Origin of the sequence: Amnibacterium sp. (assembly GCF_025463795.1) — a bacterium.
Classification (GTDB): Bacteria; Actinomycetota; Actinomycetes; order Actinomycetales; family Microbacteriaceae; genus Amnibacterium.
Genome location: NZ_JAODBE010000103.1, coordinates 1 through 8,007 on the forward strand (window position 1 = coordinate 1; position 8,007 = coordinate 8,007).

The 8,007-nt window shown below is 71.2% G+C and carries 8 protein-coding genes and 3 tRNA genes; 4 read left to right on the top strand and 7 right to left on the bottom strand.

Annotated features, from left to right (window positions below):
• From JWQ92_RS09185 to tilS, 3 genes are all read right to left on the bottom strand, one after another.
• A partial coding sequence (locus JWQ92_RS09185) for an ATP-dependent metallopeptidase FtsH/Yme1/Tma family protein (RefSeq protein WP_297344156.1) occupies positions 1 to 914 on the bottom strand: 914 nt, incomplete at its 3' end.
• Between the two features lie 133 nt (positions 915 to 1,047).
• On the bottom strand, positions 1,048 to 1,611 hold the full coding sequence (gene hpt, locus JWQ92_RS09190) for a hypoxanthine phosphoribosyltransferase (RefSeq protein WP_297344157.1): 564 nt from the start codon (positions 1,609 to 1,611) through the stop codon (positions 1,048 to 1,050).
• A 13-nt stretch (positions 1,612 to 1,624) separates the two neighbouring features.
• A complete protein-coding gene (tilS, locus tag JWQ92_RS09195; protein WP_297344158.1) occupies positions 1,625 to 2,617 on the bottom strand; it encodes a tRNA lysidine(34) synthetase TilS in 993 nt (330 codons plus the stop codon).
• Between the two features lie 66 nt (positions 2,618 to 2,683).
• Between tilS and JWQ92_RS09200 the strand changes: the two genes are divergently transcribed.
• On the top strand, positions 2,684 to 3,184 hold the full coding sequence (locus tag JWQ92_RS09200; protein ID WP_297344159.1) for an inorganic diphosphatase: 501 nt from the start codon (positions 2,684 to 2,686) through the stop codon (positions 3,182 to 3,184).
• Between the two features lie 182 nt (positions 3,185 to 3,366).
• On the opposite strand, the gene JWQ92_RS09205 is transcribed toward JWQ92_RS09200, so the two are convergent.
• Positions 3,367 to 4,752 (bottom strand): C40 family peptidase, encoded by a 1,386-nt coding sequence (locus JWQ92_RS09205; RefSeq protein ID WP_297344163.1) that lies wholly within the window; start codon positions 4,750 to 4,752, stop codon positions 3,367 to 3,369.
• Position 4,753: 1 nt separating this feature from the next.
• Positions 4,754 to 5,959 carry a M23 family metallopeptidase gene (locus JWQ92_RS09210; protein ID WP_297344160.1) on the bottom strand — a complete coding sequence of 402 codons (1,206 nt, stop codon included), beginning with the start codon at positions 5,957 to 5,959 and terminating at the stop codon, positions 4,754 to 4,756.
• A 215-nt stretch (positions 5,960 to 6,174) separates the two neighbouring features.
• On the opposite strand from JWQ92_RS09210, the gene JWQ92_RS09215 reads away from it, so the two are divergent.
• From JWQ92_RS09215 to JWQ92_RS09225, 3 genes are all read left to right on the top strand, one after another.
• Positions 6,175 to 6,247: transfer RNA gene (locus JWQ92_RS09215), tRNA-Glu, on the top strand.
• A 35-nt stretch (positions 6,248 to 6,282) separates the two neighbouring features.
• Positions 6,283 to 6,356 (top strand) — tRNA-Asp (locus JWQ92_RS09220).
• Between the two features lie 30 nt (positions 6,357 to 6,386).
• A tRNA-Phe gene (locus JWQ92_RS09225) sits at positions 6,387 to 6,459 on the top strand.
• Here JWQ92_RS09225 and xerC read toward each other — a convergent pair.
• Together xerC and JWQ92_RS09235 are read right to left on the bottom strand one after the other, a co-directional pair.
• Positions 6,460 to 7,038, bottom strand: a complete 579-nt coding sequence (gene xerC / locus JWQ92_RS09230) for a tyrosine-type recombinase/integrase (RefSeq protein WP_297344161.1) — start codon at positions 7,036 to 7,038, stop codon at positions 6,460 to 6,462.
• The gene (locus tag JWQ92_RS09235) at positions 6,926 to 7,684 is read right to left on the bottom strand and encodes a hypothetical protein (protein ID WP_297344162.1); all 759 of its coding nucleotides are present in this window, start codon (positions 7,682 to 7,684) and stop codon (positions 6,926 to 6,928) included. The genes xerC and JWQ92_RS09235 overlap by 113 nt, the downstream gene beginning before the upstream one ends.
• Between the last annotated feature and the right edge of the window lie 323 nt (positions 7,685 to 8,007).

The window sequence follows — 8,007 nt, forward strand, 5'->3', positions numbered from 1 at the left end:
CCCTCGTTGCTCTCGAAGCCGTCCATCTCCACGAGCAGCTGGTTGAGCGTCTGCTCGCGCTCGTCGTGCCCGCCGCCCATGCCTGCGCCGCGGTGCCGACCGACGGCGTCGATCTCGTCCACGAAGATGATGGCCGGCGCGTTCTGCTTCGCCTGGTCGAACAGGTCCCGCACGCGGCTGGCGCCGACGCCCACGAACATCTCGACGAAGTCGGATCCGGAGATCGAGTAGAACGGCACGCCCGCCTCACCCGCGACGGCGCGGGCGAGCAGCGTCTTTCCGGTTCCGGGGGGGCCGTACAGCAGCACGCCCTTCGGGATGCGAGCACCGACCGCCTGGAACTTCGCGGGCTCCTTCAGGAAGTCCTTGATCTCGCCGAGCTCCTCGATGGCCTCGTCGGCCCCCGCGACGTCGTTGAACGAGACCTTCGGGGTCTCCTTCGAGACGAGCTTCGCGCGCGACTTGCCGAACTGCATCACGCGGTTCCCGCCGCCCTGCATGCCGGACATGATGAACCAGAAGAAGAGGCCCAGCAGCAGGATCGGCACGAGGAACGTGGCGACCGAGAGCAGCCAGCTGGGCTGCGGCACCTGGTCGTCGAACGACTTCAGCTTGCCGGCCTTGTACGCGGAGTCGACGGCGTTGACGATCTCCGTGCCACGCGGCGCCACGTAATAGAACTGCACCTGCGCGCCGTACTTCGGGTCCGCGTTCGTGAGGGTGAGGTCGACGCGCTGGTCCGTGTCGACGATCTTCGCGGAGGCCACCTGGCCGCTGCTCAGGTACTTGAGTCCCTCCTGGGTCGAGACCTGGCGGAAGCCGGAGCCCGTGAGCAGGCTGGAGCCGACCCACACCACGATGACCGCGATCACGATATACAGGAGCGGACCGCGGAAGATGCGCTTGAAGTCCATAGTGGGGATAGGGTAACGCCCCGCATTCCGCCTGGGAGCACCTGTTCGCTCTGGGGGGATGCCCCAATTCGGGTTCAGGGCGCACGCTTGGCGGGTCGTCAGGAACGGGGTCGCGAGGCCCGTCGCGCTCCCGTCACGTGTAGACGTGCGGCGCGAGCACCGCGATGGCGCGCAGGTTGCGGTAGCGCTCCGCGTAGTCGAGTCCGTACCCCACGACGAATTCGTTGGGGATGTCGAACCCGGAGTACTTCACGTCGACCGCGAGGCGCTGCGCCTCGGGTTTGCGCAGCAGGGCGCACACCTCGACCGATGCCGGGCCGCGGGAGCGGAGGTTCGCGACGAGCCAGGAGAGGGTGAGCCCGGAGTCGATGATGTCCTCGACGATGAGCACCCGCCGGCCGTCGAGCTCGGTGTCGAGGTCCTTCAGGATGCGCACCACGCCCGAGGAGCGCGTGCTCGAGCCGTAGGAGCTGACCGCCATCCAGTCCATCTCGACGGGGATGCGCAGCTCGCGGGCGAGGTCGGCCATCACCATGACGGCGCCCTTCAGCACGCCGACGAGCAGCAGGGGCCGGCCGTCGCCGTCGGCGGGCTCGTCGGCCTCGATGCGCCGGCACAGGTCCCCGATGCGGTCGGCGATCTCGGTCTCGGTGTGGAGCACCCTGGAGAGATCGCCTTCGACGTCGCTCGGCTGCACGCTGCCCTCCCCTTCAGACGGCCGTGAACTCGAGCCGGCCGCCGGCGCGGACCACCCTAACGCCGGGCAGATCGAGCGGCCCCTGCCCGTGCCAGTCGGTCACGAGGCGGGCGACCTCGAGGGTCTGCGCCCGGGTGAGGGTGCGGCCGAACTCGTGCTCGACGGCGAGGCGGATGAGCCGCTGGGCGAGCGCGGGCGGGTTCGCGGCGAGCGCGTCGACCGGCAGGGCGATGCCGCCCTCCGCGAGCTCGGCGAGCTCGGGGGCCTGCTCCTCGGCGAGCAGGTCGAGGGCGGCCGCGTCCTCCTGCAGCTGGGCGGCGGTGCGGGCGAGGTTGACGGCGACGCCGGGACCGAGCGCCGCCTCGAGAGCCGGGAGCGCGTCGAGCCGGACGCGCACGCGCGTGAAGCGGCGGTCCGCGTTGTGCGGATCGGCCCACGGCTCGACCCCCTGATCGGCGCAGGCCTGCACCGTCGTCGCGCGGCGGAGTCCGAGCAGGGGCCGGACGAACGGGGGAGCGTCGGCGCGCATCCCGGCGATCGCGTCGGGTCCGGATCCGCGCGCGAGGCCCAGCAGCACCGTCTCCGCCTGGTCGTCGAGCGTGTGCCCGGTGAGGACGCGGGTGGCCCCCGTGGCCGCGAGGGCGCGATCGAACGCCGCCAGCCGCGCGGCCCTCGAAGCGGCCTCCGGGCCGCCCTCCTGCCCGACGGTGACGCGCTCCACGAGCACCGGGTCGAGACCGAGGCCGTGGGCGACTCCCGCAGCCCGTTCCGCGACGGCGGCGGATCCGTCCTGCAGGCCGTGGTCGACGACGACGGCGCCGATCCGCCGACCGGCCCGCGGCGCCTCGAACGCCACGGCGAGGGCGAGCGCGAGGGAGTCGGGGCCCCCGGACAGGCCGACGAGCGCCTCCGGTCCGGCAGCCCGCACGGGCACCGCCGGCAGCCGCTCGCGCACCGCCCTGCGGACGTCCGCGACCGCCGGAGTCAGTCGGGGCCGATCGGGCATCCGCTAACGTTATTGCCGCCCGCGGCGGGCCGGATCCGCCGCCGCTCACCTGCGTGGAGGACGACCGTGGCCGAGTACGACGTCATCATCGAGATCCCCAAGGGGAGCCGGAACAAGTACGAGGTCGACCACGTGACCGGCCGGGTCTACCTCGACCGGGTGCTGTTCACGGCCTTCGTCTACCCGGTCGACTACGGATTCTTCGAGAACACGCTCGGGCTCGACGGCGACCCGGTCGACGCGCTCGTGCTGCTCGAGTACCCGGTCTTCCCGGGCGTCGGCGTGAAGGTGCGCCCGGTCGCCGTGCTCAACATGAGCGACGAGGCAGGGTCGGACGCGAAGATCATCGCTGTCCCCTACAAGGACCCGCGGTGGCAGCACATCCAGGACATCGACGACGTGCCGGAGCAGACCCGCAAGGAGTTCGAGCACTTCTTCGCGCGCTACAAGGACCTCGAGCCCGGCAAGTTCGTGAACATCGAGGGCTGGGGCGGGGCGGCCGAGGCCGACCGCATCATCCAGGAGGGCTTCACCCGCCTCTCCGACGCGGGCGCCGACCACAGCTAGCGCGGCGCTGCCGCCCGTCGGTCGCGCCCTCCCCCTGCGGGGACGTCCCGGGCCCGGTAGGGGCTGTGGGCCGGGAGCCTCTTCGCCGGAGGCTCCGGCATGCGCACGCATTCGTCGCGGAGGTCCGATTCCTCCGCCGATCGGGCAGCGGACGCGCTCCGGAGAGGTCGGGGCCGGGCGGGTCAGGCGGTGGGGCGGGCGACGACGGGCATCCGGTCGGCGTCGCGCACGGGCACCTCACGCACGGGCACCCCGTCGTAGGGCGCCTCGATCATGTCGCCGCCTCCGGAGTAGATGGCGACGTGGTACATGTCGCCACCGCCGTCGGTGTAGAAGACCAGGTCGCCCGGCCGCGCCTGCGAGTAGGGCACGAGCTGCCCCTGAGACCGCGCGAGGTCGTACTGGGCGGTGGCGGAGTGGCCCCCCACGTCGATGCCGACGGAGAGGTACGCCTTCCACGTCAAGCCGGAGCAGTCCCAGGTGCTCGGGCCGGCACCGGCGAACTGGTACATGTCGCCGATCTGGTCGCGCGCGAACGCCACGGCCGCGGACGCCTGCGAGGTGTTGCCCGACCCGACGGATCCGCCCGACGACCCGCCCGAGGACGAGGACCCACCGGAGGACGAGCCACCGGAGGAGGACCCACCCGACGAGGACCCACCCGGCGACGAGCCACCCGACGAGGACCCCCCGGACGACCCGCCGGAGGACGAGGACCCACCCGACGAGGACCCATCGGAGGACCCACCGGAGGACGAGCCCCCGGAGGACCCGCCCGACGCATGGTCGGCCTTCGCAGCCGCGACCTCGCGGCGGTGCTGCACCCCCGCGACGTAGGACGCGGCGACCTGCGTGCTCGTGTGCTGCAGGTCGGCGAGCTGCGACAGGAGCCGGTTCACGTGCTGCTGCTGCGCGGTGACCGCGGCTTCGGCGGCCGTGGAGGTGCTGCGGGCGGCGGCCAGCGCGCTCGCGGCCGCATCCGCGCGCTGCTGCAGCTCGGCCTCCGCGGCGTCGGCCTGCGCGCCGAGGGCTTTCGCGGAGTTCTCGTCCGCGACGGCGTCGTTGTAGATCTGCGCCGACTGCGCCGACAGCTGGGACATCGTCGCCAGGCGGTACAGCAGGTTGCTCGCGTCGGACCCGTTGAGCAGCAGGTCCGTCGGCAGGTCGCCGCCGGTGGTGCGGGCGAGGTGCGCGGCGAGCAGGCCTGCTCGCATCCGCGACGTCCTGGCACGCGCGGCGGCGGCGTCCGCCTCCTTCGCGAGTGCGTCGTGCTGCGTGCGGGCGGCGGCCTCGGCCGCCTGCGCCACGTGGGAGTGCTCGGCGGCGATCTGCGCGGCGCGCCCGGCGGCGTCCGCCTTGTCCTGCAGGGACGTGATCAGGGCGGTGATCCTGGCGACCTCCGCCTTCGCGGCCGACTCGCTGTGCGCGGCGTTCTGCACGTCCTGCCAGCTGGGGTAGGTCGGCTCGTCCGCCGCGGCGGGGCTGATCGTGAACGCGGCGGTCACCGCGCCCAGCGTGACGGCGCCGACCGCGATCCCGAGCGGCGCGGTGTGGTGTCTGCGCAGCACCTCAGCCAAGGGTGATCCCCCGGGCGGCCATGAACGGCTGGGCGTTGATGGGGACCTCGTTGATCCGCACCTCGAAGTGGAGGTGGCAGCCGGTCGCCGCACCCGTCATCCCGACGGAGGCGATGTTCTGGCCCGCCGACACCTGCTGGCCGACGTGGACGAACGTGCCGCCGGGGCGGATGTGCGCGTACCCGGTCGAGACGCTGCCGCCGTTGTCGATCTCGATGAAGTTGCCGTAGGTGCCGAGCCAGCCGGCGTAGACGACCGTGCCGGCATGCGCGGCGTAGATCGAGCTGCCGCAGCCGGCGCCGATGTCCGTGCCGTGGTGGAACGGGTTGGCCCCCGCCGGCTGGTCGGGCCGGTAGCCGAAGCCGTCGGTGATGGGACCGTAGGCAGGGTGCGCCCATCCGGAGACGTCGACGGATCCCCCGGCGCCACCGCTCGATGCAGCCGCGGCGGCTGCGGCCCGGCGGGCGGCCGCGGCGCGGAGACCCGCCTGGTACCCGGCAGCGGTGGCGTCCGACTTCGCCTGCAGCGCCTTCAGCTGAGCGGCCAGGGTCGCCTGCACGCCCTGCTCCTTCTGCAGCTCGGCGTTCGCGGTCTCGTTCGCCCGTACGGCGGCGGCGAGCGCGGATGCCGCCTTCCCCTTCAGCGTGACGAGCACGGCAGTCGCCTGCTTCAGCTGCGCTTGCGTGGAGGCCGCCGTGCGCTGCGCCTGCTTCGCTGCGGCGGCGATCTCGCCGTTCGACTGGGTGAGCTTGGAGAGCCGGCCGAGCTTCGTGAGGAACGACGAGGCGCTGCGGTCCGACGAGCCCGCGGAGAAGAAGAGAGTGGTCTGGAGGTCGGCGCCGCCGGTCCGGCTCAACTGCGCCGCGAGCAGGCCGGCCCGCTGCGAGGCGGCCTTGGCCCGCTTCTGATCGGCGGCGACCTCCTTCTTCACCTTCCCCAGACGGTCGTTGGCAGAGTCGACCTGGTCCCGAGCCACCTGGTACTCGGCCCCGCGCTGCTGCGCGACCTGCTGCGTGTGCTCGACGACCGCTTTGCTGGAGGCGAGCAGCCCCTCGATGCGTTTGACCTGGGCGGCCTTCGCGGCAGCGCTGTGACGGGCGGACTGCACGTCGCTCCACGAGGGGTAGCTGGTGGCGTGCGCGGGCAGCGCGATGCCGGCGACGGCGGCCGTCGTGAGCACGACGGACAGCGCGATCACGCGAGTCCTGACCCGCATCCGCATGTCGAACCCCCGATCGACGCACCGGCGGGCGTGCCGCCTCGGAATGCAGCCGCCACCGTAACCCCGGGCCGCCCGGACCCGGTGTACCCAGTGCGGGTGTGTTGCGCCGCGCCCGCCCGTCGGCGTGCGTTTGGGAAACCGCGCCGGGCACCGTACACTTGACGGTCGGTGAGCCCGGTCACGGGAGGCCCGGCCCCATCGTTTAGCGGCCTAGGACGTCGCCCTTTCACGGCGATAACACGGGTTCGAATCCCGTTGGGGTCACAGCCGCTGACCTGGTTCACTGAAGCAAGTTGTTTGGCCCTGTAGCGCAGTTGGTTAGCGTGCCGCCCTGTCACGGCGGAGGTCGCGGGTTCAAGTCCCGTCAGGGTCGCGAGGCGGATGGTGCGAGCGATCCGCTTTCGGCTCTGTAGCTCAGTTGGTAGAGCGTTCGACTGAAAATCGAAAGGTCACCGGATCGACGCCGGTCGGAGCCACTAGTAAGATCCTTGGTCATCCGGGGGTTTCTTATCTTCCGGCAGATTGACGAGGGGCTTGTCGAGGGGCCGTGCCCACAGTTTGCCCACACCTGCAGCAGCGGCGTGGTCATCGAGGGCCGCGGCTACGGAGTCCAGGTCATCGTCGAAGAGGTCGGCGTACACGTCGAGCGTCATCGCCGCGGAGGCGTGGCCGAGCATCCGCTGCACCGCCTTCACGTTCGCGCCGGCGGCGATCGCCAGGCTCGCTGCGCTGTGCCGGAGGTCGTGCGGTGTGATGCGAGGGAAGTCGGGATCCGCCTCCCGGATCCGCGTCAGGGCTGGATCGAACCAGCGGTACCGGAAGTTGCTGCTGCGAACGACGCCGCCGTCAGGGCCTGTGAAGACGAGATCACCCGGCTGCTTCCTGGCGCAGCGGGCGCGGAGTAGCTCGTCGAGGAGGCGCGGGTAGGGCACCGAGCGGCGTTCATGGGTCTTCGTCGTGCCGAAGACCAGGGCGCCGCGTGGCTCGGTGACGGCTTCCGCCACCTCGAGACGCCGTCGCTTCAGATCGACCCGGCCTACTCGCAATGCCGCCATCTCGCCCCAACGGAGGCCGGTGTAGGCGAGGGAACGCGATGACGTCCGCATAGGGGCCGTGTGCGATGGCAAGGCGCTCGACCTGCTCGTCGTCGAGGTACCCGTGGCGTCGTTTTACGATCCGCGGTAGGCGGAGGTCGTCGCAGGGATTGCGGCTCAGCCGTCCGTCCCGGACGGCGTACTTCATCACCCCGGACAGGACGAGATGGATCTGGCGCACGGTCGAGGGTGCGGGCTTCGTCGAGAGTCCGTTCACCCAGGCCTGGACATCGGAGTGGCGCACCTCCGGCAGCCGGGTGGTCGACCATCGCGACAACACGTGCTTGTCGAGCGAATGGCGGTAGCCCGACCTTGTGGTGGGTTTCACCTGCAGCTGAGCGGCGTACCACTCCTCGGCCCACTCCCCGACTGTCACCCGCGAGCGAGCCGGGTTGACCCACTCCCCGCGGAGCTTCGCGACCTCGACACCCGCGAGGAAGTCCTCGGCTTCACGCTTGGTCCGAAAGCCCCGCTTGTCGGCCTGGCGGTGATCCGGCGTGCGATATCGAACGCGCCAACGCCTGCCCGCCCCCGTCGTGTAACCGCTGACCGTACCCACTCGAGAACCTCCCGCTAACGAGGACGTCCTACTCCTAGCCAGGGACATCGCCCCGAGGCTGAATACAGCTTGCCGAGGGCCGATTTTGGAGCCTGCGCTCGGTCAACGAGAGGGCCGCTTCCGCATGTTTCCGGGGTTCTCCGACCCGCAGGATGGCCAGACGATTCCGCAACTCTGCGAGATTGTGCACACCGCGTACACACCCCCACATAGGGCCTCTCGGTGGCCGAGCGTGTTCGACGTGCTCAGTGCGGCAAGGGCGCCTCCGGCGTCCCACGGAACAGCACCAGACGGTGCTGCCCTTGCCTCCGCTGCGCGCGTCGCTTTCTCAGGACAAATGGCACCAGTCGAGGCGTGGGTGACCGGCGATC